Below are 25,236 nucleotides of genomic sequence, written 5' to 3'. Positions count from 1 at the left end.
TACGGAGACCACCGACACTGCCGGTCGGCCTGCTCCGTGGGAGGACGTGCCCTGCGTCACAGGGCGGGGTGGGTCTTGGTGAGGCCGGCGGAGACGGCCCAGAGCCGCTCGGCCGCCTGGGGGTCGCGGGCGTGCCGCTTCGCGGGGACCCTGGCCGGCGCCCCGGTCAGCTGGAACCAGCCGGCCGGACCCCAGTATTCCCCTCCGACGACGTCGGGGGCCGTGGCGGCGTGGACGAGCGGCTCGGCCCCCACCTCCTTGCCCTGCGAGAAGGTGTGCATCATGGAGGTGACCACGGCCGGCGGGCGGCGGGGCTCGACGACGGGCGGGCGGGGATCGCTGAGGCTCTCCCAGGCGAAGCCCGGGTGCGCCACGACGCTCGTGACGCTCGACCCCGCGGCACGGAGCCGACGGTCGAGCTCGAAGCCGAACGACATGACGGCGAGCTTCGACCGCGCGTAGGCCACGTAGCTCGAGTAGCTCGACACCATCATCGGGTCGTCGAGGTCGAGTCGCACCCACCGGTGGCTGATGCTGCCGAGGTGGACGACGCGGCCGGCCTGAGCTGCGTCGAGCGCGGGCATCAGGTGCGAGACGAGGGCGAAGTGGCCGAGGTGGTTCGTGCCGAACTGCAGCTCGAAGCCGTCGGCCGTCGTCTGGCGTCGCCGCTGGCCCACGACGCCCGCGTTGGCGAGCAGGACGTCCACGGGGCCGCCTGCGGCGAGGGCGTCCGCCCCCGAGCGCACCGAGGAGAGGTCGGCGAGGTCGAGGTCGACCGTCTCGACGTCCGCCCCCGCGACGCGCTCACGGACGGCGTCCGCCGCGCGGACGGCGCGTTCCGGGTCACGGGCGGCGAGGACGACCCGGTGCCCCTGGGCGGCCAGGCGCTCGGCGGCGAAGTAGCCCAGCCCCGCGGTCGCACCCGTGACGACGACTCGGAGGCGGTCAGCGGACATGGCCCGCCGCCTCCATCTGTCGCAGGTCCTTCTTGAGGTCGGCGACCTCGTCGCGGAGCCGCCCGGCCAGCTCGAACTTCAGCTCGGCCGCGGCCTGGAGCATCTGCTCGTTGAGGTCGGCGATGATCGACTCGATGCCGTTGGCCGCCGCCGCGCCCTTGCCCTCGCGCCTGAGGTTCGGGGTGGGAGACCGCTTCTTGCCGTCGCGCCCGGCGAGGAGGGCCGCCGTGTCGGCGCCCTCCCGAGCCAGCGCCGCCGTGATGTCCGCGATCTTCTTGCGGAGCGGCTGCGGGTCGATGCCGTGCTCGGTGTTGTACGCGATCTGCTTGTCGCGACGTCGATCGGTCTCTTCGAGGGCCTGCTTCATGGAGGCGGTCATGACGTCGGCGTACATGTGCACCTGGCCGGAGACGTTGCGGGCTGCACGGCCGATGGTCTGGATCAGCGAGGTCGACGACCGGAGGAACCCCTCTTTGTCGGCGTCGAGGATCGCGACCAGGGAGACCTCGGGCAGGTCGAGCCCCTCACGGAGCAGGTTGATGCCGACGAGGACGTCGTAGACGCCCTGACGCAGCTCGGTGAGGAGCTCGACGCGACGCAGGGTGTCGACGTCGGAGTGGAGGTACCGGACCCGGACCCCGGCCTCGGTGAGGAAGTCGGTGAGCTCCTCTGCCATCTTCTTCGTCAGCGTGGTGACGAGGACGCGCTCGTCGCGCTCCGTCCGGGTGCGGATCTCCTCCAGGAGGTCGTCGATCTGGCCCTCGGACGGCTTGACGACGATCTCGGGGTCGATGAGGCCGGTCGGGCGGATGATCTGCTCGACGACGCTGTCGGTGATGCCGAGCTCGTACTTGCCCGGCGTCGCGGAGAGGTAGACCTTCTGGCCGACCCGGTCGAGGAACTCCTCGAACTTCAGGGGCCGGTTGTCGAGAGCGCTGGGCAGGCGGAAGCCGTGGTCGACCAGCGTGCGCTTGCGCGAGGCGTCGCCCTCGTACATGGCACCGATCTGCGGCACGGTGACGTGCGACTCGTCGATGACGACCAGGAGGTCGTCCGGGAAGTAGTCGAGGAGGCAGTGGGGCGCCTCCCCCGGACCGCGACCGTCGATGTGCGCAGAGTAGTTCTCGATGCCGTTGCAGAAGCCGATCTGCTCCATCATCTCGAGGTCGAACGTCGTCCGCATCCGCAGGCGCTGGGACTCGAGCAGCTTGCCCTGCTGGTCGAGCTCGGCGAGCCGACCCGCCAGCTCCTCCTTGATGGTGCCGATCGCTCGGTGCATGACGTCGGTGCCCGCGACGTAGTGCGAGCCGGGGAACACCGAGACGGCGTCGAGGGTCTTGACGACGTCACCGGTGAGCGGGTGCAGGGCGTACAGCGCCTCGATCTCGTCGCCGAACATCTCGATGCGGATGGCGAGCTCCTCGTACATCGGGATGATCTCGATGGTGTCGCCGCGCACGCGGAAGTTGCCCCGCGAGAAGTCGATGTCGTTGCGCTGGTACTGCATCGAGACGAAGCGGCGGATCAGCGTCTCACGGTCGATGCGCTGGCCCACCTGGAGCGCGATCATGGCCTCGAGGTAGCCCTCCGGGGTGCCGAGGCCGTAGATGCACGACACGGTGCTGACGACGATGACGTCGCGGCGGCTGAGCAGGGAGTTCGTGGTCGAGTGGCGGAGCCGCTCGACCTCGGCGTTGATCGAGCTGTCCTTCTCGATGAAGGTGTCGGTCTGCGGGACGTAGGCCTCGGGCTGGTAGTAGTCGTAGTACGAGACGAAGTACTCGACCGCGTTGTGCGGGAACATCTCGCGGAACTCGTTGGCGAGCTGGGCCGCGAGGGTCTTGTTGTGGGCGAGCACGAGCGTCGGACGCTGCACCTGCTCGACGAGCCACGCGGTGGTGGCGGACTTGCCCGTGCCGGTCGCGCCGAGCAGGACGACGTCGGTCTCACCGGCGTTGATGCGACCCGCCAGCTCGGCGATGGCCGCGGGCTGGTCGCCGCTCGGTTCGTACTCGCTGACGACCTCGAACGGGCGGACACTTCGGGTCGGTTCCATGCCTCCGAGTCTACGAGTCGCCACCGACAGACGGCCCGGGGGCGGCCCCCGCCTTCGCCGCTGACAGCGAACGGAGCCGGTCGAGCACGGCGTCGGCCTGCTGCAGGGTCTGCTCCAGCGACCCCGAGGAGTCGACGACCAGGTCGGCGACGGCGAGCCTCTCGTCGTCGCCCGCCTGCGCCGCCACCCGGCGCCGCGCCTCCTGCTCGGGCATCCCGCGGAGCTGCACGAGCCGGGCGACGCGGTCCTCGGCAGGGGCGTGGACCACGACGACGACGTCGAACTCCCCTGCTCCCCGCGTCTCGACGAGCAGGGGGACGTCGTAGACGACGACTCGGGCGGGGTCGTCGGCCACCGCCTCGGCCATGCGCCGGCGAGAGAGCTCCCGGACGGCGGGGTGGGTGATCGCCTCGAGGTCACGGCGGGCCCCCGGGTCCGAGAACACCAGGGCCCCGAGGGCCGGACGGTCCAGGCTGCCGTCGGCAGCCAGGACGCCGCCGCCGAACCTCTCCGCGATCGCGGCGAGGCCGGGGGTGCCGGGCTCGACCACCTCGCGGGCGAGGAGGTCGGCGTCGACCACGGCCGCGCCCCGCTCCGCGAGACGACGGGACACGACGCTCTTGCCGGCGGCGATGCCCCCGGTCAGCCCACAGACGAACATCCGCCGAGGCTACCCGGAGAGGCACCGGCGAGCCCGGGAACGCCGCGAGGCGGCCCCCTCTCGGGGACCGCCTCGTGGTCAGGTCTGCTGCACCGTCAGGTGCGGCGTGACTAGTTGTTGTTCGACAGCTTCTCGCGCAGAGCGGCGAGCGACTCGTCGTCGGCGAGCGTGCCGGCGCCGGCCGACTCGCTCGAGAACGTCGAACCGGACGGCACGTCGAAGGTGGTCTCCTCGGCGAGCGACGCCGCGACCTGCTTCTTGTGGGCCTCCCAGCGAGCCTGGGCGGCAGCGTAGTCCTGCTCCCACTTCTCGCGCTGGGTCTCGAAGCCCTCGCGCCACTCGTTGGTCTCCGGGTCGAAGCCCTCGGGGTACTTGTAGTTGCCCTGCTCGTCGTACTCGGTGAGCATGCCGTAGAGCGCCGGGTCGAACTCGGTGCCCTCGGGGTCGACGCCCTCGTTGGCCTGCTTGAGGCTCAGCGAGATGCGACGGCGGTCGAGGTCGATGTCGATGACCTTGACGAACACCTCGTCGCCGACGGCGACGACCTGCTCGGCCAGCTCGACGTGCTTCGCCGACAGCTCGGAGATGTGCACGAGGCCCTCGATGCCGTCGGCCACGCGGACGAACGCACCGAACGGCACGAGCTTCGTGACCTTGCCGGGCGCGACCTGGCCGATGGCGTGCGTGCGGGCGAAGACCTGCCACGGGTCCTCCTGCGTCGCCTTGAGCGAGAGCGACACGCGCTCACGGTCGAGGTCGACCTCGAGGATCTCGACGGTGACTTCCTGACCGACCTCGACGACCTCGCTGGCGTGCTCGATGTGCTTCCAGCTGAGCTCGGAGACGTGCACGAGGCCGTCCACACCGCCCAGGTCGACGAAGGCGCCGAAGTTGACGATCGACGAGACGACGCCCTTGCGGACCTGGCCCTTGTGGAGGTTGTTGAGGAAGGTGGTGCGGCTCTCGGACTGCGTCTGCTCGAGGAGCGCACGGCGCGACAGGACCACGTTGTTGCGGTTCTTGTCGAGCTCGAGGATCTTCGCCTCGATCTCCTGGCCCAGGTAGGGCGTGAGGTCGCGGACGCGGCGCAGCTCGATGAGCGACGCGGGGAGGAAGCCCCGGAGTCCGATGTCGACGATGAGGCCGCCCTTGACGACCTCGATGACCGTTCCGGTGACGACGCCGTCGGCGTCCTTGATCTTCTCGACGTCGCCCCAGGCACGCTCGTACTGAGCGCGCTTCTTGGACAGGATCAGACGGCCTTCCTTGTCCTCCTTCTGGAGGACGAGGGCCTCGACGGTGTCGCCGACCTCGACGACCTCCGTGGGGTCGACGTCGTGCTTGATCGAGAGTTCGCGCGAGGGGATGACGCCCTCGGTCTTGTAGCCGACGTCGAGGAGGACCTCGTCGCGGTCGATCTTCACGACGGTGCCCTCGATGAGGTCGCCGTCGTTGAAGAACTTCAGAGTCTTCTCGACCGCGGCCAGGAAGTCATCAGCGGATCCGATGTCGTTGATGGCGACCTGCTTGGGTGCCTTGGTCGTTACGGTTGTCATGTAGTTAGTGCTCCAGTGAAAGCATGGATCGGGCCGCGGTCGTCCCGAGGAGTGTCTCGTCGGGGGGAGTCGGCCACGGCGGGCGGACAGATCGGCGCAGGAAGCGCCTCCACATCATAGCTCCGTGCCCGGGCACGCGGCAACGACCGAGGCCCCGCGCGCCGCGCCTCCCCCGGGTGGCCGACACCTGTCAGCGCAGGAGGGCGCGTCGGAGCGTGTCGAGGCCCACTCCCCCGAGCTGGAGCGCCTCGCGGTGGAAGGCGACGACGTCGAGGGAGCCCCCGGCGCGGCGCGTCCGCTCGGCCCGCAGCTCCTCCCAGATGCGCTGCCCGACCTTGTACGAGGGCGCCTGCCCGGGCCAGCCGAGGTACCGGTCGACCTCGAACCTCACGAACGACTCGTCGAGCGAGACGTTCTCGGTGAGGAACCGCAGGGCGTGGGCGTGGTCCCACCGCTGCGTCGTGCCCGGGACGGTCTTGCCCAGGTGCACGCCGATGTCGATGACGACGCGCGCCGCCCGCATCCGCTGCCCGTCGAGCATGCCGAGGCGGTCGCCCGGGTCGGCGAGGTGGCCGAGCTCGTCCATCAGCCGCTCCGCGTAGAGGGCCCAGCCCTCGGCGTGGCCGGAGGTGCCGGCGAGCTGACGGCGCCAGGTGTTGAGCGTGCCCCGGGCCCAGACGGCCTGCCCGATCTGGAGGTGGTGGCCCGGAACGCCCTCGTGGAAGACCGTGGTGGTCTCACGCCAGGTGCTGAACCGCGTGACGCCCTCGGGCACCGACCACCACATGCGGCCCGGCCGGGAGAAGTCGTCGCTCGGACCCGTGTAGTAGATGCCGCCGTCCTTCGTCGGCGCGATGCGGCACTCCAGCCGGCGCAGGGGCTCCGGGACGTCGAAGTGGGTGCCCGCCAGCTCGGCCACCGCACGGTCGCTGAGGCCCTGCATCCACTGCTGGAGCGCGTCGGTGCCCTCGAGCTGCCGCGCGGGGTCCTCGTCGAGGACGGCGATGGCCCGGGCCACCGAGGCACCCGGCTCGATCTGCCCGGCCACCGCCTCCTGCTCGGCGGCCGTGCGCGCGAGCTCGTCGAGCCCCCACTCGTAGGTCTCGTCGAGGTCGATCGTCGCGCCGAGGAAACGTCGCGAGTGCAGGGCGTAGGCGTCCCGGCCCACGGCGTCGTCGACGCCCGCGGCGGGCAGCAGCTCGTCGAGCAGGAAGGACCGCAGGCCGAGGTAGGCGGCCCCCGCCGAGCGCGCGCCCTCCTGCAGGTCTCGGACGAGCCCGTCGGAGGCGCCGCTCCCGTCGGCGAGGACAGGTCGGGCGGTCAGCTCGGTGAAGAAGCCTTCCGGATCGCCGATCCGCGCGCACTGCTCCGCCACGGCCTCGACCTGGCGACGGGCCGGGACGACGCCCTCCCGCACCCCGAGCCGGAGCGTCTCGACGTACTGGGCCACGGCACGGTCGACCCCGGCGAGCCTCGAGGCCACGTCGGACCACTCCTCGGCGCTGTCGGTCGGCATGAGGTCGAGGACCTCACGGATGCCCTGGGCGGGGGACGCGATCACGTTCAGGTCACGCAGCTCGAGCCGCTGCTCGGCCTGCTCGAGGTCGAGCTCCAGCTCGCTCCGGAGGTCGTCGCGCGTCACGAGGTCGACGTCGTCGACCGCCGGTGCCGCCTCGAGGTCGCGGAGGGCCGCGCGGACCGCCTCCGCGCGGCGCTCGTGGCCCCGGGGCGAGTAGTCGCCGTACTCGCCCGTCCGGCCCTCACGGCCGATCCAGGTCGCCACGGTCGGGTCGAGGTCGACCAGCGTGTCGACCCAGCCCTCGGCGACGGCGTCGACCTGCGTGGGCGCGCGGCGGGCGGGGGGCGTGGGCTCGACGGTCATGCGCCGAGCCTAGCCAGGCCGGGGACGACGAAGGGCGCCGACGACCGGGGTCGTCGACGCCCTCCGGGGCGGGTGGCGCTACTCGGCGTCGAGGTCCGTCTCGAGCAGCGCGGCGAGCTCCTCGAGGGCGGCGTCGGCGTTGTCGCCCTCGGTCGCCAGCGTGACCTGCTCGCCGTGGCCGATGCCCAGCGAGAGCACGCCGAGGATGCTCGCGGCGTTGACGCTCTTGCCGGCCGCGGTCGTCAGCGTGACCTTGGCGCCGGTCTTGCCGGCGGCCTGGCTGAAGAGCGAGGCGGGACGGGCGTGCAGCCCGACGCTCGAGGCGATGGTGACGGTACGTTCGGGCATTTCTTCTCCTTGGTCGCGACCGAGCCGGTCGGGTCGTCGGTCGGGTGGACGGCCGGGGCCGTCAGGGGTGGGGCGTCGTGGGTCAGTCGTCGTCGTCGTCGGTCGCGGCGAGGAGCTCGTAGACCTCGGCGGACGTCGTCGCCCCGCGGAGGGCGGCGGCCGAGTCGGGGTCCATCAGGATGCTCGCCAGCTGGCTGAGGATGGCGATGTGGCCATTGCCCTTCGCAGCGATGCCGACCGCGACGCTGACCTCGTTGCCGTCCCAGTCGACCGGGGTCGGGAAGCGCAGGACGACGAGGGCGTCGGCCTTCACGCTGTCCTTGCCGGCGAGCGTGCCGTGCGGGATCGCCACGCCCTCGCCGACGTAGGTCGAGACGCTCTGCTCACGCTGGAACATCGCGTCGACGTAGCTCTCGTCGACGGCTCCGGCCTCGACGAGGGCCCGACCGGTCGCCCGGATGGCCTCGTCACGGTCGGCCGCGGTCTCGTCGAGGCGGATCGACGACTCCGCGAGGAGGGCCGTCAGGGCCGGGGCCTGCTCGTCGCTCACGCTCAGACCTCGACCGTCGAGCCGTCCTGGATCGCCTTGACGATCTTGGCGACGTTCGGGTCGCCCATGAAGAGCTGGAACGGGACGACGGGGACGTTCGGCACGACGCCGCGGGCGCGCTCGGCGAGGTTGTTCTGGGTCACGACGACGTCGGCGTCGGCCGGGATGCTGGCGACGGGCGAGTGCTCGACGGTGACGCCGCTCTTCTTGAGCTGCTTCTTCAGCGTCGAGGCGAGCATGACGCTGCTGCCCATGCCGGCGTCGCACGCGACGATGAGCTTCTTGATGGAGGAACCGTCGAGGGTTGCCATGTCAGTCTCCTTGTTTCATCGGGGTCGGGGGGCCGGCCGATCGGCCGGCCCCCCGCGGTGTCAGTTGGACGTCGGTGCCGACGTCCCCTTGCTGGTGGCCTTGTTGGCGGCGGTGGCCGCCTGTGCGTCGGCCAGGGCCTGCTCCTGCGCTGCCGCGTCCTCGGCGGCCGCCTCGCGGTTCTCCTTGCGGCCGAAGCCCATGAGGAAGGCGGAGACGACGAACGAGACCGCAGCCGAGAGCAGGATACCCAGGTAGATCGGGAGGATGTCCCCTCGGGCGGCGACGAGCGTGTAGGCGATGATGCTGCCCGGCGAGGCGGGGCCGACCAGGCCGACGCCGAAGAGCGAGAAGACCGTGATGCCGGTGGCGCCGCCGAGGATCGCGGCGACGAGCAGCACGGGCTTCATCAGCACGTACGGGAAGTAGATCTCGTGGATGCCGCCGAAGAAGTGCACGACGATCGCGGCCGGGGCCGAGGGGCGGATGGCGCGCGGTCCGAAGAAGAGGAACGCGAGCAGGATGCCGAGGCCCGGGCCGGGGTTCGACTCGAGCATGAAGAGGATCGACTTGCCGGTCTCCTGCGACTCGATGCCGCCGAGGGGGGTCAGCACGCCCTGGTTGATCGCGTTGTTGAGGAAGAGGATCTTGGCGGGCTCGATGATGATCGACGCGAGCGGGAGCAGCCCGCGCTCGACGAGGAAGTCGACGCCGGAGCCGAACACGCCGGTCAGCCAGGTCGTGACGGGGGCGAGGCCGAAGAACGCCCCGACCGCCACGGCGGCGCCGATGATGCCGAGCGAGAAGTTGTTGACGAGCATCTCGAAGCCGGACTTGATGCGGCCGTCGACGAGCTTGTCGAACTGCTTCAGCAGCCAGGCGGCGAGGGGGCCGACGATCATGGCGCCGAGGAACTGCGGCACGTCGGTCGCGACGATGACGCCCATGACGCCGACGGCGCCGATGACGGCACCGCGCTGGCCGTGGATCATGCGACCGCCCGTGTAGGCGATGAGGATCGGCAGCAGGTACTTGATGATGGGACCGACGAGGCCGGGCCACGGCGTGCCGTCGGACATCTCGCCGAAGCCGCCGAGCTGGGGCACCGGGGTCCAGCCGGTCTGGATGAAGAGGGCGGTGATGAGGCCCCAGGCGATGAACGCGCCGATGTTCGGCATGATCATGCCCGCGAGGAAGCCTCCGAAGCGCTGGACGCGCGCTCGGACGCCGGTCCCGGAGACCGTGGGGGTGAATTCGGACATGGTTGTCAGTTCTCCTTCGTGCTCACTGCGGAGTGTCGATGGGGGTGCGGGTGGGGTGGTGCGGTGCTGCAGGGTGCGGTGGTGCGGTGGGGTGGGAGTCAGGGGGACGGGGCGACGGGACGCGCGGGGCGCGTCACACGATCACCACGCGGGGGCCGGAGCGCTCGACGTCGTCGGCGAGGTCCGCGTCGACCGCGCCGTCGGTCACGACGGTGTCGACCTCGTTCAGGGGGGCGACCCTCGCGAAGTCCTCGCGTCCGAACTTGGAGTGGTCCGCGAGGACGACGGTGCGCCGGGAGGCGGCCATCAGGGCCTTCTTGACCCGCGCCTCCGCGATGTCCGGCGTGGTGAGGCCCCGCTCGGCCGAGATGCCGTTCGTGCCCATGAAGGCCACGTCGGCGAAGACCTCGGCGATCTGGGCCAGCGTCCACTCGCCGACGGCGGCGAGGGTCCTCGCCCGGACGAGCCCGCCGAGGAGGTGGAGCGTGATCGTCGACCGGCCCACGAGGGCGTTCGCCACCGCGAGCGAGTGCGTCACGACGGTCAGCTCGCGGTCGTCCGGCAGGAGCTCGGCGAACCGCACGGTGGTGGTGCCGGCGTCGACGATGACGGAGCCCCCGTCGGGGAGCTCGTCGAGGGCGGCCCTCGCGATGCGCTCCTTCTCGACGGCCGCCGAGCCCACGCGGTCGGCGACGGGGCGCTCGATGCCGAGCCGCTCGACGGCGATCGCTCCCCCGTGCACGCGGCGCAGGACGCCCCGCCGCTCGAGGGCCGTGAGGTCGCGACGCACGGTCTCCGGCGTGACGGAGAGCTCCCGGGCGAGGCCGGCGACCTCGACGCGGCCGCGCTGACGCGCCGTGTCGAGGATCTGCTGGTGACGCTCGGGTGCGTACATGGATCGGGACTCCGTTGTCGGACGTGCTGGCCCGTGAGGGGGTTTAGGGAAGGGGGCGCGATGGTGGGGCGCGGCCCCGCCGGTCGTGACCGGCGGAGTCATACAAGTCCGTTCGGGTCCGGAGGTCAAGCTCCCCGGGCGTGTCGTGTCCGATCGTGCCCGGTTCGGGGTACAGATCAGGTCCCCCACAGGGCCAGGGCCGTGGCTGCGCCCACGCCGACGGCCAGGACGCAGAGGAGTCGCGGGTCAGGCCCCGGAGGGCGTGACGTCAGTGCGCGGCCGCGTCCCAGCTCTCGCCGAGCCCGACGCTGACGTCGAGCGGGACCCGGAGCTCGGCCGCGCCGCTCATCCGGCGCTCCACGATGTCGCGGACGACGTCGACCTCGCCGGAGGCGACCTCGACGATGAGCTCGTCGTGGACCTGGAGCAGGACGCGCGACGCCATCTCCCGCTGGTCGAGCTCCGCCCGGACCCCGAGCATCGCGCGCTTCATGATGTCGGCCGCCGAGCCCTGGATCGGGGCGTTGAGCGCGGCGCGCTCGGCGTTCTCGCGGAGCACCCGGTTGGGCGACTTGAGGTCGGCGAACGGGCGGCGGCGGCCGAAGATCGTCTCGGTGTAGCCGTCCTCCCTGGCCTTCTCGACGACGTTGCGCAGGTACTCGCGGACCGCGCCGAAGCGCGCGAAGTAGTCGGTCATCAGCTGCTTCGCCTCGCCGCTCTCGATGCGCAGCTGCTTGGACAGGCCGAAGGCGCTGAGGCCGTAGGCGAGTCCGTACGACATCGCCTTGACCTTCGTGCGCATGAGGGGCGTGACGTCGGCGGGCTCGACGTGGAAGATCCGCGCCCCGACGAAGCGGTGCAGGTCCTCCCCCGCCGCGAAGGCCTCGATGAGCCCCTCGTCGCCGGAGAGGTGCGCCATGATCCGCATCTCGATCTGCGAGTAGTCGGCCGTCAGCAGGGTCTCGTACTCGGGCCCGTGGACGAAGGTCGACCGGATCTCCCGGCCCACGGCGGCCTTGACCGGGATGTTCTGGAGGTTCGGGTCGACGGACGAGATGCGCCCCGTCGTCGTGCCCGTCTGGTCGTAGGTCGTGTGGATGCGGCCGTCGTCGGCGATGGACTTCTCGAGGGTGTCGATGATCTGCCGGAGCTTCGTCACGTCGCGGTGCTGCAGGAGGAGCCCGAGGAACGGGTGCGGGTGCTTCTCCTGCAGGTCGGCCAGCGAGGCGGCGTCGGTCGAGAAGCCCGTCTTGGTGGCCCGGGTGCGGGGCATCTCCAGCTGCTCGAAGAGCACCTCCTGCAGCTGCTTGGGCGACCCGAGGTTGACCTCGCGTCCGATCTCCGCGAAGGCCGCCGCGGCGAACTCGCCGGCGCTCTCGCCGAGGCGGCTCGAGAGGGCGACGAGCGCGTCGCGGTCCGCCGCGACCCCCGTCAGCTCCATGTCGCCGAGGACGGGCACGAGCGGCAGCTCGAGATCGGTGAGGACGGACCGCGACCCCTCGTCGAGCGCCTCCGTGAGGGACTCGGAGAGGCGGAGCGTGTACCAGGCCTCCGTCGCGACGCTGACCTGCTCGTCGGCCGGGACGAGCTGGTTCGGGTCGGCGACGGGGAGCGTCTCGCCCAGCTGCTCGTAGACGAGGTCGGTCAGGGCGAAGGACGTGCGGCCGGGTCGGAGCAGCCACGCGGCGACGCGCGTGTCGCCGACGATGCCGGTGAGGCGGAGGCCCGCCCGGGAGAGGGCCTTGTAGGCGCGCTTGGAGTCGTGCAGGACCTTCGGCGACGCGTCGTCGAGCCAGGCCTCGAGGGCCACGTAGTCGCCGCGGCCCGTGGCCCACGGGACGTACGCGGACTCGTCGTGCGACGAGATGCCCAGGCCGACCACGCCGTCGGCGCCGTACTCGACGGCGAGGCCGACGGGCGAGGACGGGTCGGCGGCGTTCTTCCGCAGCCAGTGAGCCAGCTCTTCGTCGACCAGCGTGCGCACCACGGGCAGGCCCGCCGGCGCGGCGACGACCGTGCCCTCGGCGGAGCCGTCGGGACGGGCCGGCCCCTCGCCCTCGCTGAGCTTGAGCACGCGCTCGAGCAGCGTGCGGAACTGGAGCTTGTCGAAGAGCTCGCGGACGGCCTCGTCGTCCACCGGGCGGCGTTCGAGGTCGGCGGGGCCCACGGGCAGCTCGACGTCGGTGACCAGGCGGTTGAGGCGGCGGTTGCGGATCGCGCGCTCCTTCTGCTCGCGGAGCTTCCCGCCGACGACGCCCTTGATCTCGTCGGCGTGCGCGATGACCTCGTCGAGGCTGCCGTACTGCGTGATCCACTTGACGGCGGTCTTCTCGCCCACCTTGTCGACGCCGATGAGGTTGTCGCTGGTCTCGCCGACGAGGGCCGCGACCTCCGGGTACTGGTGGGGCTCGATGCCGTACCGCTCGAAGACCTTGTCGCGGTCGTAGCGGGTCAGCTCGCTGACGCCGCGCGCCGACGGGTAGAGGAGGGTGACGTCGTCGTTGACCATCTGGATGGCGTCGCGATCGCCGGAGACCACGAGGACGCGGTAGCCGTCGCCGCGACCGCGCACGGCGAGGGTGGCGAGGATGTCGTCGGCCTCGAAGTCCTCCTTCGTGATGGTCGTGATGCCCATCGCGTGGAGGGCCTCCTGCAGGAGGGGGATCTGCCCCACGAACTCGACCGGGGTCTCCGACCGCGTGCCCTTGTACTCGGGGTACTCGCGGGTGCGGAACGAGAAGCGGGAGATGTCGAACGCGACCGCGAGGTGGGTGGGCTTCTCCGCCTTGAGCAGGCTCAGCAGCATCGAGATGAAGCCGTGGATGGCGTTGGTGTGCTGGCCCTCCCGGTTCACGAAGCTGTCGACGGGCAGGGCGTAGAACGCCCGGAACGCCAGGGAATGACCGTCGATGACCAGGAGGGTAGGCTTCGTTTCGTCCGACACCCCGTCAGCCTAGCGGCCAGGTCCGACAGGCTCCCCGGTCGTCCGGGCCGCGCCTCCGGGTCCGTGCCTCCGAGTCCGTGAGCACGAGCTCCGCCGAGGCCGACCCCCGATCGACCGGAGCCCCGTGACCGACGCGACCCCCGCCTCCCCCCGTCCTGCCGCGCCCGCCTCCGACGCCGACCGCACCGTGTCCTCCGAGGCGGTGCTCAGCGACGAGGCCGTGGAGCTGTTCCGTCGCCGGGGCGTCGGTGCCCTGGCCGAGAAGATGGGGATCGAGATCCTCGAGATGAGCGCGGAGCGGGCCGTGGGCCGGATGCCCGTCGCCGGCAACACGCAGCCGGTGGGGATCCTGCACGGCGGGGCGCACGTCGTGCTGGCGGAGACCCTCGGCTCCGTGGCCGCGAACGTGCACGCGGGCGCGGGGCGCCTCGCGATGGGGATCGAGCTCAACGCCAGCCACAGCCGATCGGCCGCGACGGGCTGGGTGACCGGCACGTGCACGGCGGTCCACCTCGGGCGCACGCTGACGACGCACCAGGTGGTCATGACCGACGACGACGGGCGGCTGCTCTCGACCGTCCGCATCACGAACTACCTCACCGACTCCCGCGGCTGAGCTCGGCGCCCCTCGACGACGAAGGGCCCGCCCCGTGGGGGCGGGCCCTTCGTCGAGGGAAGCCGGGTGGAGCTACTTCTTCGCGCTGAGCTGCTCGATGATGGCCTGCGCCACGTCGTGCATGGTCAGACGGCGGTCCATCGAGGCCTTCTGGATCCAGCGGAAGGCCTCCGGCTCGGTGAGGCCCATCTTCTCGTTGAGGAGGCCCTTGGCCCGGTCGACGAGCTTGCGGGTCTCGAAGCGCTCGACCAGGTCGGCGACCTCGGCCTCGAGGGTGATGATCTGCGTGTAGCGCGAGAGGGCGATCTCGATCGCGGGCAGCAGGTCGTTGGGGGTGAAGGGCTTGACGACGTAGGCCAGCGCTCCGGCCTCGCTCGCCCGCTCGACGAGCTCCTTCTGGCTGAAGGCCGTCAGGAGGACCACGGGGGCGATGTGGTTCTTGCTGAGCGTCTCGGCGGCGGAGATGCCGTCGAGCTTGGGCATCTTGACGTCCATGATGACGAGGTCCGGGCGGAGCTCCGTGGCGAGGGCGACGGCCGTCTCGCCGTCTCCGGCCTCGCCGACCACCTCGAATCCGTTGTCGCGGAGGATCTCGACGATGTCGAGCCGGATGAGGGACTCATCTTCGGCCACGACGACGCGACGGGGTGCTGCTGAGGTTGCTTCCTGGTCACTCACGAAGCAGAGCCTACGGTATTCTCGACCCGGTCGTCGTGAGCCGGATTGGCGGAATGGCAGACGCGGGGCACTCAAAATGCTCTGTCCGAGAGGGCGTGCGGGTTCGACCCCCGCATCCGGCACCGTCGCGACCAGGCCGCACCGAGTCGTCCTCGTGACCTCGGCGGCCCGCCTCCGCTCCTCTGGGCCGGGCGTGTCCGGCGCTCTTGGCCGTGGTTCGTTCTCTGTCCAGTGAGCGACGCGCACTGTCCGAGTCGGTCCCGTCCACGACTTTGTCGGCCGAGTTGGTGTTCTCGGGGGTCTCGTGCACTACGCTGGAGTGACTGGTTGTTGTGTTACGCATTTGTATCTCGCGACGTGCCGGGGCGAGCTCCTCTCGAGGGGCACGGTCTGGCTGCGGCGTTCTCAGAGGGAGCGGACAAAAAGGCACCGCGACGAGCGATCCCGAAGTCGGGATCGACAACTCTGATTGAAGGAACAAGAAAAATGGCTACAGGTACCGTTAAGTGGTTCAACTCCGAAAAGGGCTTCGGCTTCATCACCCCCGACGACGGATCCACTGACGTCTTCGCGCACTTCTCCGCGATCGCCGGCGACGGCTACCGCAACCTGGAGGAGAACCAGAAGGTCGAGTTCGAGACCGCTCAGGGCAACAAGGGCCTCCAGGCCGAGAACATCCGCGTCATCTGACTCGGCGGCGTCCACTGAGACGCCGACAGCCGACGACCTGGTCGTCAGCGACACGAAGCCCCGATCTGCTCCGGCAGGTCGGGGCTTCTTGCATGCCCTCGGCCGCTCGGGGCCAGACGGGCCGCGGCCTCAGGGGGCAGGGAGCCCGAGGAGGCGCGCGACCGGCTCGTAGTCGGCCTCCGCTGATCGGAGGTCGGCCTCGGCCCGGCGGATGCGTGCCGTGGCGTCCGCGGGATCAGTGTCGGCGTCGTCCGCCGCGGAGCCGGGACGTGCACCGCTGAGCAGTGCCTCGCGGGCGTCGCGGTACCTCATGACCAGAGCCGACCAGAGGGCGAGCTCGTCGCCGGTCGCGTCGTCGGGGGCGGACGCCGCGACGTCGTCGGGGACCTCCACCGCCGCCACCCCGGCGCCGCGTCCCTGTCCGTCGCTCGTCGACACGCTCCCCGCGTCCCCCGTTCTCGTCGACGAGGCTGCCGCGCCGGCCCCTGCGTCGACGACGAGACGGCGGACGCCCACAGCGAGGACTCCCCCGACCAGGGCCCCCGATGCGCCCGTCGCCGCGAGGCCGAGCAGGGAGGTCACCTGCCACGCCGCCACCGCGACCACGACGATCGCCCCCGCTCCGACCACGGCCCCGGACGGGCCCCAGCGCTCACGTCGGCGCGTGCCCCGTGGAGGACGGCGCGCCACCGAGAGCGACCTCGACAAGGCGTCCCGGGCCTCGACCACGGAGACGTCGCTCCACGTGGGCACGACGAACAGCCGCCCGTCGAGGCGAAAGCACCGGGGGTGACCGGGAGGGAGGGGCATGGGCGCAGACTACGCCCGTCGACTGCGGGGCCCGGCGGACGAGAGGAAGACCTCCTCGGCGATCGACCTCGTCGACCGCCCCCCTGACGACCGTGAGGCCGGGCCCTCTCGGACCCGGCCTCACGGTCGGTGCGGTGCCGCCTAGGAGACGGGCGGCGGTGTCTTGGCCGCGTAGGCCGGAGCCGCCTCGCCGTGGGCGTCGCCCACTCGGTGCACCCGGAGGTCGTTCGTCGAGCCGGCGATCCCGGGAGGGGACCCGGCGATCACGATGACCTTGTCGCCGGCGGCGCAGAGGTCGTTGCCCAGCAGGATGTCGTCCACCTGGTCGAACATCGCATCGGTGTGGGTGACGTTCTCGACGAGGAACGAGCGCACGCCCCAGCTGAGGCCCATGCGACGGCGCGTCGCCTCGTTGGGCGAGAATGCCAGGATCGGGATGGGGTGGCGGAGGCGCGACATGCGTCGCACGGAGTCGCCCGACTCGGTGAAGACGCAGAGGAACTTCGCCTCGACGAACTCGGCGACGTCGGCGGCGGCCAGGGTGATGGCCCCGCCCTGGGTCCGCGGGCGGGTGCCGAGCGGCTGGATGCGCTCGAGACCGTGCTCCTCCGTCGAGGCGACGATCCGGGCCATGGTCTGCACCGTGATGACGGGGTACTCCCCCACGCTCGTCTCGCCGCTCAGCATGACGGCGTCGGCGCCGTCGAGCACGGCGTTCGCGACGTCGGACGTCTCTGCCCGCGTCGGGATCGGGCTGGAGATCATCGACTCGAGCATCTGCGTGGCGACGATGACGGGCTTGGCCATGCGGCGTGACAGCTCGACCGCGTGCTTCTGCACGATCGGGACGGCCTCGAGGGGCAGCTCGACGCCGAGGTCGCCGCGGGCGACCATGATGCCGTCGAAGGCCTCGATGATGGCCTCGAGGTTGTCGACCGCCTGGGGCTTCTCGATCTTGGCGATGACGGGGACGCGTCGCTCCTCCTCTGCCATGATCTCGTGCACGCGGGTGACGTCGTCGGCGTCGCGGACGAACGAGAGCGCGATGTAGTCGGCGCCGAGGCGGAGGCCCCAGCGGAGGTCGGCCTCGTCCTTCTCGGAGAGGGCCGGCACGTTCACCGCGACGCCGGGCAGGTTGATGCCCTTGTTGTTCGACACGGTGCCGGCCACGACGACCTCGGTCGTCACGACCGTGCCGTCGGTCTCGAGGACGCGCAGCTTGACGCGGCCGTCGTCGATGAGCAGCGGATCGCCGGGGGCGACGTCCTGCGGGAGGCCCTTGAAGGTCGTGCCGCAGAGCTCCTTCGTGCCGAGGACGTCCTCCACGGTGATCTTGAAGACGTCGCCGACGGCGAGGTCGTGGGGGCCGTCGGCGAACTTGCCGAGGCGGATCTTGGGGCCCTGGAGGTCGACCAGGACGGCGACGGGCCGCCCCGCGTCGTCGGCGGCCTGGCGGACGTTGCCGTACACGGCCTCGTGGACGTCGTAGCTGCCGTGGCTGAGGTTCATCCGCGCGACGTCGACACCTGCGTCGATGATCGCTCGGATGTTCTCGTAGCTCGACGTCGCCGGCCCGAGGGTGGCGACGATCTTTGCGCGTCTCATGGGTTCCTTACTGGTGGGGTGAGGGTGGTGGGACGATCCGGCCCGTGCCACCACCCTATTCCCGCTGGTGGACGGACTCAGACCGAGAGGGAGCGATCCGTCGGCTTCACGGGGAACGGCAGGACGGTCGTGCCCTCCAGGTAGGCGTCGACGGCGGAGGCGGTGGCCCGGCCCTCGGCGATGGCCCAGACGATCAGCGACTGGCCACGACCGGCGTCGCCCGTCACGAAGACGCCCGGCTGGGTCGTCTGGTAGCGGGCGTCGCGCTCGAGGACGCCGCGGCCGTCGAAGGGCAGCCGCAGCTGCGCCTCGAGCTCGTCGCGCTCCGGGCCCGTGAAGCCGAGCGCGAGCAGCACCAGGTCGGCCGGGATCTCCCGCTCCGTGCCCGCGCGGGGCACGCGACGACCGTCCACGTACTCGGTCTCCGCGACGCGGATGGCGCGGACCTCGCCGACCTCGTTGCGCAGGAACTCGACGGTGGAGGCGAGGTACATGCGCTCACCGCCCTCCTCGTGCGCGCTGGCCACCTCGAACAGGGTCGGGAACATGGGCCACGGCTGGGCCTCGGGGCGCTCCTCCGGGGGCTGCTGGCCGATCGCGAGGTTCGTCACGGAGAGGGCGCCCTGGCGGTGCGCCGTGCCGATGCAGTCGGCGCCCGTGTCGCCGCCGCCGAGGACGACGACGTGCTTGCCCTCGGCCGTGATCTGGTCGCTCACCGTGTCGCCGGCCCCGGCCTTGTTCTGCTGGACCAGGTACTCCATGGCGAAGTGGATGCCCGAGAGGTCGCGACCCGGGATGGGCAGGTCGCGCGGGACCGTCGCCCCGGTGGCGACCACGACGGCGTCGTAGCGCGCGCGCAGGTCGTCCCAGGTGATGTCGCGACCGATCTCGACGCCGGCGCGGAAGCGGGTGCCCTCGGCGGTCATCTGAGCGAGCCGCTGCTCGATCTGCTTCTTCTCCATCTTGAAGTCGGGGATGCCGTAGCGGAGCAGGCCGCCGATCCGGTCCTCGCGCTCGTAGACGGCCACGGTGTGCCCCGCGCGGGTCAGCTGCTGGGCGGCGGCGAGGCCCGCGGGCCCGGAGCCGACCACGGCGACGGTCTTGCCGGTGAGGCGCTCCGGGGGGTGCGGAGTCACCCAGCCCGACTGGAACGCCTGGTCGATGATGCTGACCTCGACCTGCTTGATGGTCACGGGCGGCTGGTTGATGCCGAGCACGCACGACGACTCGCAGGGCGCCGGGCAGAGCCGGCCGGTGAACTCGGGGAAGTTGTTCGTGGCGTGCAGGCGCTCGACGGCCTGGCGGCCCTCGCCGCGCCACATCAGGTCGTTCCACTCCGGGATCAGGTTGCCGAGCGGGCAGCCCTGGTGGCAGAACGGCACGCCGCAGTCCATGCAGCGGCCGGCCTGGCGACGGAGCTCGCCGCTCTCCTGCTGTTCGTAGACCTCTTTCCAGTCCATCAGCCGCACGGACACGGGACGACGCTTCGGGAGCTCGCGCTTCTGGGTCTTGAGGAACCCCTTCGGATCAGCCACCGGTCACCTCCAGGATTCTCTTCCAGGTCTCGTCGCCATCGGGGTCGAGACCCTCGTCGACGGCCGTCTGCCGGGTGGCGAGGACGGCGGCGTAGTCGCGGGGCAGCACCTTGACGAACTCGGAGACGGTCGTCTCGAGGTCCGCGAGCATGCGCTCCGCGACCGGGGAGCCCGTCTCGGCGAGGTGCCGGGCGAGCAGGTCGGAGAGGATCTCGACGTCGGCGCTGCCGAGGTCGTGGAGCTGGAGCTCGCCCGAGGCGAGCGACTCCGTGTTGACCCTCTCCGGGCGGAGCCGGTGCACGTAGGCCGTGCCGCCCGACATCCCCGCCCCGAGGTTCCGGCCCGTGTCGCCGAGGATGACGGCGAGGCCGCCGGTCATGTACTCGAGCGCGTGGTCCCCCACGCCCTCGACCACGGCGCTGGCGCCGGAGTTGCGGACCAGGAAGCGCTCACCCACGATCCCACGGATGAACATGCTGCCCCGGGTCGCCCCGTAGCCGATCACGTTGCCGGCGATCACGTTCTCCTCCGCGACGAACGTGCTCGCGCGGTCGGGACGGACGACGATCGACCCGCCGGAGAGCCCCTTGCCGACGTAGTCGTTGCTGTCGCCCTCGAGGCGGAGCGTGATGCCGGAGGGCAGGAACGCTCCGAGGGACTGGCCGGCCGACCCGGTCAGCGTCACCTCGATGCTCCCCTCGGGCAGCCCGTTCTCGCCGTGCCGGACGGTGACCTCGTGGCCGAGCATGGTGCCCACGGCGCGCTCGGTGTTGCGGATGGGGAGGTCGATCTCGACGTGGCCGCCGTTCTCGAGCACGTCGGCGCTCCTCGCGATGAGGGCCACGTCGAAGTGCTGGTCCAGCTCGTGCTCCTGGCCCCGCAGGTTGCGGCGGGGCTCGTCGTCGTCGAAGGTCGGGCCGACGAGGACGGGGGCGAGGTCGAGGCCCGACGCCTTCCAGTGGTCGACGGCGCGGTCGACGTCGAGGACGTCGTTGCGGCCGATGGCCTCGTCGAGGCTCCGGAACCCGAGCGACGCGAGGATCTCGCGGACCTCCTGCGCCAGGAACTCGAAGAAGTTCACGACGAACTCCGGCTTGCCGGAGAAGCGGGCCCGGAGCTCCGGGTTCTGGGTCGCGACGCCGACCGGGCAGGTGTCGAGGTGGCACACGCGCATCATGATGCAGCCCTCGACGATCAGCGGGGCCGTCGCGAACCCGAACTCCTCCCCGCCGAGGAGCGCGGCGATGACCACGTCGCGGCCGGTCTTCATCTGGCCGTCGACCTGCACGACCACGCGGTCGCGCATGCCGTTCAGCATGAGCGTCTGCTGGGTCTCGGCGAGGCCGATCTCCCACGGTGTGCCCGCGTGCTTGAGCGAGTTGAGGGGGCTGGCGCCCGTCCCGCCGTCGTGGCCCGAGACGAGCACGACGTCGGCCAGGGCCTTCGTGACGCCCGCCGCGACGGCTCCGATGCCGGACTGGCTCACCAGCTTGACGTGGACGCGCGCGGCCGGGTTGGCCCGCTTGACGTCGAAGATCAGCTGCTTGAGGTCTTCGATGGAGTAGATGTCGTGGTGCGGCGGCGGCGAGATGAGGCCGACGCCGGGGGTCGCGTGGCGGGTACGGGCGACCCACGGGTAGACCTTCGTCGGCGGGAGCTGGCCGCCCTCGCCGGGCTTCGCACCCTGGGCCATCTTGAGCTGGATGTCGGTCGCGTGCGTCAGGTACATGCTCGTGACGCCGAAGCGGCCCGAGGCGACCTGCTTCACCGCGCTGCGCCGCTCGGGGTCGAGCAGCCGCTCGACGTCCTCGCCGCCCTCGCCGGTGTTCGACTTGCCGCCGAGGCGGTTCATCGCGATGGCGAGGGTCTCGTGCGCCTCCTTCGAGATGGAGCCGTAGCTCATCGCCCCGGTGGAGAACCGCTTGACGATCGACTCGATCGGCTCGACCTCGTCGAGCGGCACCGGGGTGCGGACGCCGTGCTTGAAGGTGAAGAGCCCGCGGAGCGTCATGAGCTCCTCCGCCTGGTCGTCGACGAGCTTGGTGTACTCGCGGAAGATGTCGTAGCGACGCGTCCGGGTCGCGTGCTGCAGTCGGAAGACGGTGTCGGGGTTGAAGAGGTGGCGCGGGCCCTCGCGGCGCCACTGGTACTCGCCGCCGGTCGCGAGGCGCTCGTGGGCGATGACCGAGCCGTCGGTCGGGTAGGCGCTCGTGTGGCGGTCCTTGTTCTCGGCCGCGATCACGTCGATGCCGACCCCGCCGAGCATCGTCGACGTGCCGGTGAAGTACGTGTCGACGAACTCCTGGCTGAGGCCGACGGCCTCGAAGGCCTGGGCGGCAGCGTAGCTGGAGACCGTGGAGATGCCCATCTTGGACATGATCTTGAGCACGCCCTTGCCGAGCGCCTTGATCAGGTTGTGGACGGCGTCCTCCGGCGTGATGCCGGTGATCATGCCCGCCCGCACGAGGTTCTCGCAGGTCTCCATGGCGAGGTAGGGGTTGATCGCGGAGGCGCCGTAGCCGATCAGGGTCGCGACGTGGTGCACCTCGCGGACGTCGCCGGCCTCGACGATCAGGCCGACCTTCATGCGGTTCTCGGTCCGGATGAGGTGGTGGTGGACCGCGGCGATCATCAGCAGGGACGGGACGGGAGCGAAGTCCTGGTTGGAGTCGCGGTCGGAGAGGACGATGAACTGCGCGCCCGCCTCGATCGCGTCGTCGACCTCGTTGCACATCGCGGCGATGCGCTTCTCGAGGGCGCGCGGCCCTTTGTCGGCCCGGTACAGACCGCGGATCGTCGTCGTGACCCGCGAGCCGGGGCTGGGGTCGATGTGCTGGATCTTCGCGAGCTCGTCGTTGTCGATGACCGGGAAGTCGAGGATCACCTGGCGAGCGTGCTCGGGGGTCGCCGAGAGGAGGTTCCTCTCCGGACCGAGCCCGAGCGCCAACGACGTGACGACCTGCTCGCGGATGGAGTCGAGCGGCGGGTTCGTCACCTGCGCGAACTGCTGCGTGAAGTAGTCGAAGAGGAGGCGGGGCCGCTCGGAGAGGACGGCGATCGGGGTGTCGCTGCCCATGGCCCCGAGGGGCTCGGCGCCCGTCTTCGCCATCGGGGTGAGGAGGATGCGGACCTCCTCCTCGGTGTAGCCGAAGGTGCGCTGGCGCCGGGTGACCGAGGCGGGGGTGTGCACGATGTGCTCTCGCTCGGGCAGGTCGGAGAGGTGGATCCGGCCCTCGGCCAGCCACTCGCCGAAGGGAGCGGACGCGGCGAGCTCCGCCTTGATCTCGTCGTCCTCGATCAGGCGGCCGGCCTCGGTGTCGACGAGGAACATCTTTCCGGGGCGCAGACGGCCCTTGCGGACGACCTTCGCGGGGTCGAGCTCGGGCAGGACGCCGATCTCGCTGGCGAGCACGACGAGCCCGTCGTCGGTCACGAGGTACCGACCCGGGCGCAGGCCGTTGCGGTCGAGCGTCGCGCCCACGACGGAGCCGTCGGTGAACGTGATGGCCGCGGGGCCGTCCCACGCCTCCATGAGCATCGAGTGGTACTCGTAGAAGTCGCGGAGGGAGGGGTCGATGTCGACCTGGTTCTCCCAGGCCTCGGGCACCATCATCATCACCGAGTGGGGCAGCGAGCGGCCGGTGAGGCTGAGCAGCTCGACCACCTCGTCGAACGACGCGGAGTCGCTCGCGCCCGGGCTGACGATCGGGAGCAGAGGCTTGAGGTCGCCGATCAGCTCGGACTCGAGCTGCGACTGACGAGCGCGCATCCAGTTGCGGTTGCCCCGGACGGTGTTGATCTCGCCGTTGTGGGCGATCATGCGGAAGGGCTGGGCGAGCGGCCAGGACGGGAACGTGTTCGTCGAGTACCGCGAGTGGACGATGGCGAGCTTCGACGCGAAGCGCTCGTCGCTGAGGTCGGGGTAGAACGGCTCGAGCTGCAGCGTCGTGACCATGCCCTTGTAGACCATGGTGCGGCTTCCGAGCGACGTGAAGTACGCGGACAGCTTCGCCTCGGCGCGCTTGCGCAGCCGGTACGCCTGACGGTCGAGGGCGACGCCCGCGAGCGGAGCCCCGTCGGCGTCGCGACGGCGGCTGCTGACGAAGACCTGCTCGAACGCGGGCATGGCGTTGCGGGCCAGGGTGCCGAGCTGCTCGGGGCGCACGGGCACCTCACGCCAGCCGAGGACGTCGAGCTGCTCGAGGTCCGCGATGCGCTCGATGCCGGTCTTCATCTCGGCGCGCTCCTGGTCGTCGAGCGGCAGGTAGACGATGCCGACGGCGTACTCGCCGGCGGAGGGCAGGGAGAAGTCGACGACCTCGCGGAGGAACGCGTCGGGCACCTGGCAGAGGATGCCGGCGCCGTCGCCCGTGCCGGCGTCGGAGCCGATGGCTCCGCGGTGCTCGAGGTTGCGCAGCGCGCCGAGGGCGGCGTCGATGATGTCGTGGCCCGGGGTGCCGCGGAGGGTGGCGACCATGGCGAGGCCGCAGGCGTCCTTCTCGTTGCGGGGGTCGTAGAGACCCTGCGCCGCAGGGACCGTGCTGAACTGCTGGTGGGCTGGCGTGAGCGCCATGTGATCCGTCCTCACGAAGAGATCCTGTACGAGTCGGGACGTCGTCGGCCCGGGCGGGCGGCGTCGTCGCGAGAGCGCGAGACGCCGGCGGTGCTGGCCGGACGAGGTGTGGTCGTCTGGCGTGCGGCGCAGCAGAGGCTTCCCGGGACCGCTTGTGGCGGTCGTGAGGCGGTGTGCGACGCGGAGGATGCTCGTGAGCAGTCAGCGGGAGGTGCCTGTGGCGGCACCGGCCCCGCGGAGCTCAGGAACGTGGCGTGGTCTCGGTCTTGTCGGCCGAGGACCCCGCGGAGACCAGCTCGGGTTCGTCGTCCTCCGTGTACGTGTCGGAGGAGTCTACCTCAGACTGACGCTCGGCCGGCGACCGCCCGGGGAGGTACGCGCCGGGCACCCGGCCGGTGTGACGGCGTGAGGCGACCACCCAGATGACGACGCCGAGGACGATCGCCGCGAACGACATCCACACGTTGGTGCGGATGCCCAGGAACAGGAGGCTCGGATCGGTGCGGATGGACTCGAAGACGGATCGGCCGATGCCGTACCAGACCAGGTAGAAGGCGAGCCCGCGGCCCCACTGCAGCGGCGTGCGACGCTCGATCAGCAGCAGGACGGCGACGCCGGCGAGCATCCAGATGATCTCGTAGAGGAACGTGGGGTGGAACAGCGTGCCCTCGGGCAGCCCGGTGGGCCACGCGGCGTTGCTCTGCTCGATCTCGAGGCCCCAGGGAAGGTCGGTCGGCGTGCCGAACAGCTCGTGGTTGAACCAGTTGCCGAGCCGCCCGAAGGCCTGGGCGACGAGGAGGCCCGGCGCCAGCGAGTCGGCGAAGACCGAGAACCGCAGACCCGTCGCCCGGCAGCCCAGCCAGACCCCGACGGCCCCGAAGAGGAGCGCTCCGTAGATGGCGAGCCCGCCCTCCCACACCGCGACCACGTGCCACAGCGGCTGACCCGCGAAGTAGTCGGCGGGGTGGGTGACGACGTGGAAGAAGCGGCCCCCGACGATGCCGAGGGGCACGCAGAACAGCATGACGTCGATGACGACGCCGTTCTCGGCCCCGCGGGCGCGCAGGCGCTGGTTCGTGATGAGGCCCGCGACGACGATGCCCACGAGGATGCAGATGGCGTAGGCGTGGATGCGCAGCGACCCGGGCACGGAGGCGCCGAAGGTCGAGTTGATCCAGTTCGTGAGGTCGAAGTACTGCCAGTCGGCGGACGGGCTCGGGATGCTCAGGGGGACGAACACGGGCGGGGGCGCCTTTCAGGGGGAACGACAGGACGTCGGCAGGCCGACGCGGAACGACTCTAGCGCGGCC

At 70.9% G+C, this 25,236-nt stretch carries 19 protein-coding genes and 1 tRNA gene; 3 read left to right on the top strand and 17 right to left on the bottom strand.

The features are described 5' to 3' along the window. Nucleotides 1-56 precede the first annotated feature (56 nt). From F1C15_RS01900 to polA, 11 genes are all read right to left on the bottom strand, one after another. The gene (locus F1C15_RS01900; protein WP_185232667.1) at nt 57-956 is read right to left on the bottom strand and encodes an SDR family NAD(P)-dependent oxidoreductase; all 900 of its coding nucleotides are present in this window, start codon (nt 954-956) and stop codon (nt 57-59) included. Then, a complete protein-coding gene (gene uvrB / locus F1C15_RS01895) occupies nt 946-3,012 on the bottom strand; it encodes an excinuclease ABC subunit UvrB (RefSeq protein ID WP_056054801.1) in 2,067 nt (688 codons plus the stop codon). Before uvrB ends, F1C15_RS01900 begins: the two co-directional genes overlap by 11 nt. Before the next feature lie 10 nt (nt 3,013-3,022). After that, nucleotides 3,023-3,673, bottom strand: coding sequence for a dephospho-CoA kinase (gene coaE / locus F1C15_RS01890; RefSeq protein ID WP_185232665.1), 651 nt, complete (start codon nt 3,671-3,673; stop codon nt 3,023-3,025). Nucleotides 3,674-3,783: 110 nt separating this feature from the next. Beyond that, nucleotides 3,784-5,229, bottom strand: coding sequence for a 30S ribosomal protein S1 (gene rpsA / locus F1C15_RS01885; RefSeq protein ID WP_056054793.1), 1,446 nt, complete (start codon nt 5,227-5,229; stop codon nt 3,784-3,786). A 190-nt stretch (nt 5,230-5,419) separates the two neighbouring features. Then, nucleotides 5,420-7,111, bottom strand: a complete 1,692-nt coding sequence (locus F1C15_RS01880) for a DUF885 domain-containing protein (protein WP_185232663.1) — start codon at nt 7,109-7,111, stop codon at nt 5,420-5,422. Nucleotides 7,112-7,189: 78 nt separating this feature from the next. After that, complete coding sequence (locus F1C15_RS01875) at nt 7,190-7,459, bottom strand: HPr family phosphocarrier protein (protein ID WP_185232661.1); 270 nt, start codon at nt 7,457-7,459, stop codon at nt 7,190-7,192. 82 nt (nt 7,460-7,541) lie between these two features. Further along, nucleotides 7,542-8,009: a PTS sugar transporter subunit IIA gene (locus tag F1C15_RS01870; protein ID WP_235491174.1), complete on the bottom strand. Its 468-nt coding sequence runs from the start codon at nt 8,007-8,009 to the stop codon at nt 7,542-7,544. A 2-nt stretch (nt 8,010-8,011) separates the two neighbouring features. Continuing rightward, complete coding sequence (locus tag F1C15_RS01865; RefSeq protein WP_167259182.1) at nt 8,012-8,320, bottom strand: PTS lactose transporter subunit IIB; 309 nt, start codon at nt 8,318-8,320, stop codon at nt 8,012-8,014. Between the two features lie 60 nt (nt 8,321-8,380). After that, on the bottom strand, nt 8,381-9,580 hold the full coding sequence (locus F1C15_RS01860; protein WP_167259181.1) for a PTS mannitol transporter subunit IICB: 1,200 nt from the start codon (nt 9,578-9,580) through the stop codon (nt 8,381-8,383). 133 nt (nt 9,581-9,713) lie between these two features. Next, nucleotides 9,714-10,475, bottom strand: a complete 762-nt coding sequence (locus F1C15_RS01855; protein ID WP_185232659.1) for a DeoR/GlpR family DNA-binding transcription regulator — start codon at nt 10,473-10,475, stop codon at nt 9,714-9,716. Between the two features lie 268 nt (nt 10,476-10,743). Beyond that, nucleotides 10,744-13,419, bottom strand: a complete 2,676-nt coding sequence (polA, locus tag F1C15_RS01850) for a DNA polymerase I (RefSeq protein ID WP_185232657.1) — start codon at nt 13,417-13,419, stop codon at nt 10,744-10,746. A 265-nt stretch (nt 13,420-13,684) separates the two neighbouring features. On the opposite strand from polA, the gene F1C15_RS01845 reads away from it, so the two are divergent. Further along, nucleotides 13,685-14,035: a PaaI family thioesterase gene (locus tag F1C15_RS01845; protein WP_082514462.1), complete on the top strand. Its 351-nt coding sequence runs from the start codon at nt 13,685-13,687 to the stop codon at nt 14,033-14,035. A 72-nt stretch (nt 14,036-14,107) separates the two neighbouring features. Here F1C15_RS01845 and F1C15_RS01840 read toward each other — a convergent pair whose 3' ends face one another. Beyond that, nucleotides 14,108-14,713: an ANTAR domain-containing response regulator gene (locus F1C15_RS01840; protein ID WP_055797432.1), complete on the bottom strand. Its 606-nt coding sequence runs from the start codon at nt 14,711-14,713 to the stop codon at nt 14,108-14,110. 39 nt (nt 14,714-14,752) lie between these two features. Between F1C15_RS01840 and F1C15_RS01835 the strand changes: the two genes are divergently transcribed. Continuing rightward, nucleotides 14,753-14,835 (top strand) — tRNA-Leu (locus F1C15_RS01835). A gap of 364 nt (nt 14,836-15,199) precedes the next feature. Continuing rightward, nucleotides 15,200-15,403, top strand: a complete 204-nt coding sequence (locus F1C15_RS01830; RefSeq protein ID WP_056054766.1) for a cold-shock protein — start codon at nt 15,200-15,202, stop codon at nt 15,401-15,403. Nucleotides 15,404-15,532: 129 nt separating this feature from the next. On the opposite strand, the gene F1C15_RS01825 is transcribed toward F1C15_RS01830, so the two are convergent. The 5 genes from F1C15_RS01825 to lgt all read right to left on the bottom strand — a co-directional run bounded on the left by F1C15_RS01825 (nt 15,533) and on the right by lgt (nt 25,166). Then, complete coding sequence (locus F1C15_RS01825; protein WP_185232655.1) at nt 15,533-16,213, bottom strand: hypothetical protein; 681 nt, start codon at nt 16,211-16,213, stop codon at nt 15,533-15,535. Nucleotides 16,214-16,354: 141 nt separating this feature from the next. Next, entirely contained in the window at nt 16,355-17,818 is a 1,464-nt protein-coding gene (gene pyk / locus F1C15_RS01820; RefSeq protein ID WP_185232653.1) for a pyruvate kinase, read from the bottom strand. A 77-nt stretch (nt 17,819-17,895) separates the two neighbouring features. After that, entirely contained in the window at nt 17,896-19,353 is a 1,458-nt protein-coding gene (locus F1C15_RS01815) for a glutamate synthase subunit beta (RefSeq protein ID WP_056054757.1), read from the bottom strand. After that, nucleotides 19,346-23,926: a glutamate synthase large subunit gene (gene gltB / locus F1C15_RS01810; protein ID WP_185232651.1), complete on the bottom strand. Its 4,581-nt coding sequence runs from the start codon at nt 23,924-23,926 to the stop codon at nt 19,346-19,348. Before gltB ends, F1C15_RS01815 begins: the two co-directional genes overlap by 8 nt. Before the next feature lie 241 nt (nt 23,927-24,167). Continuing rightward, nucleotides 24,168-25,166: a prolipoprotein diacylglyceryl transferase gene (lgt, locus tag F1C15_RS01805; protein ID WP_056054754.1), complete on the bottom strand. Its 999-nt coding sequence runs from the start codon at nt 25,164-25,166 to the stop codon at nt 24,168-24,170. Nucleotides 25,167-25,236: the final 70 nt, after the last annotated feature.

The organism is Frigoribacterium sp. NBH87 (assembly GCF_014217665.1).
GTDB lineage: Bacteria > Actinomycetota > Actinomycetes > Actinomycetales > Microbacteriaceae > Frigoribacterium > Frigoribacterium endophyticum.
The sequence above is the reverse complement of the archived record's forward strand: the minus strand, read 5'-3'. Positions and strand labels throughout refer to the sequence as shown.

Excerpts from the sequence above, each read along its gene's own strand:
- gltB (WP_185232651.1), bottom strand. The coding sequence starts at position 23,926 with ATGGCGCTCACGCCAGCCCACCAGCAGTTCAGCACGGTCCCTGCGGCG.
- F1C15_RS01900 (WP_185232667.1), bottom strand. The coding sequence starts at position 956 with ATGTCCGCTGACCGCCTCCGAGTCGTCGTCACGGGTGCGACCGCGGGG.
- F1C15_RS01855 (WP_185232659.1), bottom strand. The coding sequence starts at position 10,475 with ATGTACGCACCCGAGCGTCACCAGCAGATCCTCGACACGGCGCGTCAG.
- F1C15_RS01875 (WP_185232661.1), bottom strand. The coding sequence starts at position 7,459 with ATGCCCGAACGTACCGTCACCATCGCCTCGAGCGTCGGGCTGCACGCC.
- F1C15_RS01860 (WP_167259181.1), bottom strand. The coding sequence starts at position 9,580 with ATGTCCGAATTCACCCCCACGGTCTCCGGGACCGGCGTCCGAGCGCGC.
- rpsA (WP_056054793.1), bottom strand. The coding sequence starts at position 5,229 with ATGACAACCGTAACGACCAAGGCACCCAAGCAGGTCGCCATCAACGAC.
- uvrB (WP_056054801.1), bottom strand. The coding sequence starts at position 3,012 with ATGGAACCGACCCGAAGTGTCCGCCCGTTCGAGGTCGTCAGCGAGTAC.
- F1C15_RS01865 (WP_167259182.1), bottom strand. The coding sequence starts at position 8,320 with ATGGCAACCCTCGACGGTTCCTCCATCAAGAAGCTCATCGTCGCGTGC.
- F1C15_RS01880 (WP_185232663.1), bottom strand. The coding sequence starts at position 7,111 with ATGACCGTCGAGCCCACGCCCCCCGCCCGCCGCGCGCCCACGCAGGTC.
- coaE (WP_185232665.1), bottom strand. The coding sequence starts at position 3,673 with ATGTTCGTCTGTGGGCTGACCGGGGGCATCGCCGCCGGCAAGAGCGTC.
- F1C15_RS01845 (WP_082514462.1), top strand. The coding sequence starts at position 13,685 with ATGGGGATCGAGATCCTCGAGATGAGCGCGGAGCGGGCCGTGGGCCGG.
- F1C15_RS01830 (WP_056054766.1), top strand. The coding sequence starts at position 15,200 with ATGGCTACAGGTACCGTTAAGTGGTTCAACTCCGAAAAGGGCTTCGGC.
- pyk (WP_185232653.1), bottom strand. The coding sequence starts at position 17,818 with ATGAGACGCGCAAAGATCGTCGCCACCCTCGGGCCGGCGACGTCGAGC.
- F1C15_RS01825 (WP_185232655.1), bottom strand. The coding sequence starts at position 16,213 with ATGCCCCTCCCTCCCGGTCACCCCCGGTGCTTTCGCCTCGACGGGCGG.